The organism is Algoriphagus algorifonticola (genome assembly GCF_007655305.1).
In the GTDB taxonomy this organism is placed as follows: Bacteria; Bacteroidota; Bacteroidia; order Cytophagales; family Cyclobacteriaceae; genus Algoriphagus; species Algoriphagus algorifonticola.
The window spans coordinates 224,033-225,456 of the sequence record NZ_VLOG01000039.1 but is presented as its reverse complement, the minus strand read 5'-3'; the positions used below and the strand labels follow the sequence as shown (position 1 = coordinate 225,456).

The 1,424-nt window shown below is 38.1% G+C and carries 2 protein-coding genes; one reads left to right on the top strand and one right to left on the bottom strand.

What is annotated here, in order from left to right; genetic code table 11:
* Nucleotides 1-216, top strand: a 216-nt coding sequence (locus FL972_RS19565; protein ID WP_262710895.1) for an acyl-CoA dehydrogenase family protein, incomplete at its 5' end; no start/stop codon positions are given.
* A gap of 362 nt (nt 217-578) precedes the next feature.
* Here the strand turns inward: FL972_RS19565 and FL972_RS09310 are convergent.
* Complete coding sequence (locus FL972_RS09310) at nt 579-905, bottom strand: helix-turn-helix domain-containing protein (protein WP_144605046.1); 327 nt, start codon at nt 903-905, stop codon at nt 579-581.
* Nucleotides 906-1,424 lie beyond the last annotated feature (519 nt).

Here is a 1,424-nt window from a genome sequence, read left to right as displayed (position 1 = left end):
GTGCATATCTCCATGGCCAAGCGCAACAATGTGGATATGGCGCTTCATATAGCCCGTGAAGCCCGACAAATTCATGGAGGAATGGGAATTACCGGTGAATACCCTATCATGAGACATATGATGAATTTGGAATCTGTGATCACCTATGAAGGAACCCATGATATCCATTTGCTGATATTAGGTAATGAGATTACTGGAATTCCGGCTTTTAAATAAGGTTTTTGATGTAGGTCTTAAGCCCCGTCCTGAAATTCAGGATGGGGTTTTTGGGGCCTTCTGAGAATGGGTTTTTAATAGAATTGTAAATTCTCTAAGATCGAAAAGCGTAGATTCAATCTAAGCTTAGTTCTCCTTCAACATTCTACTCGAAGAAGGGGAAATTACAACATAATTAACAAAGCGGAATGATGGCTGTCCCCCAACCTTTATCGGGATCGCTTTAATTTTTTTCCACGAATGGCTTTACATCATAATCCGCTCTTGAGAAATGGCGGAGATTGGTGAATAGACGATAGAATAAAAGCTTTCCATCGTTTTTGGGTCATTAATGAAAGATACTCCTGGTAGGGCTTTTTCTGTCAAGCGAGTTTAACAAAATTGTCTTCTATTTTTACGTTAAAGTTGATTTCTGCTTTCAATGCTCTGAACACCCTAATAATGGTGTCAATGGTCGCACTATTTGCACTACTTTCAAGCTTTGAAATTTGAGATTTTTGAACCCCCACAAGCCGACCAAGTTCTTCTTGTGTCAAATTTCTTTCTTGCCTTGCTGCCTTAATCATTTTTCCCAAAACGTCCATACGAAGTTCGTATTCGTATTCGTCTCGTTCGTCCGTTCCTACTTTGCCGATATACTTGTCTTTCATCTCGGCAAGTGAGTATGTCTTCAATTCCTTGGTTGCCATATGATTACTTTTTTTGTTTGTTACTAAAATATTTATCTCTCAGTCTTACCGCCCGGCTAATTTCGTTTGCCGGAACTTTGTCAACTTTCTTTATAAATCCGTGGGTTGCTATTACCAAAGTTTCTTTGTTATCCGTCTTGTCCCAAAAAGCGAGAAGTCTTATTTAAAGTCCCGCGAACTTTGTCCAAAACTCCCAAATGTCATTTTGAAGTTTCTTAAAAAGTTTTGGGTCATTCGTCTGTTCTGCAAGGTCAATATTGTAAAAGATTTTCTTAATTGTCTTTGGATCTAGTTTTGAAATAAACTTGTCAGCTTCTTCTAAAAATTTTGTCTCAAAAAATCTCATTCAATATTGTCTTGTTTAACGTCACAAAGATAATTGAAGTTTCCAAATATAGAAACAGCATTGTCCGAGTTTATTTTCGCTGAAGGTTTATTCGGTATGGTATGCAAAGGTAAATCTGGCTTAGGTGCTCCTTTGATGTGTTTGGATTCGGCAAGATTTGGAATTGCCTGGGG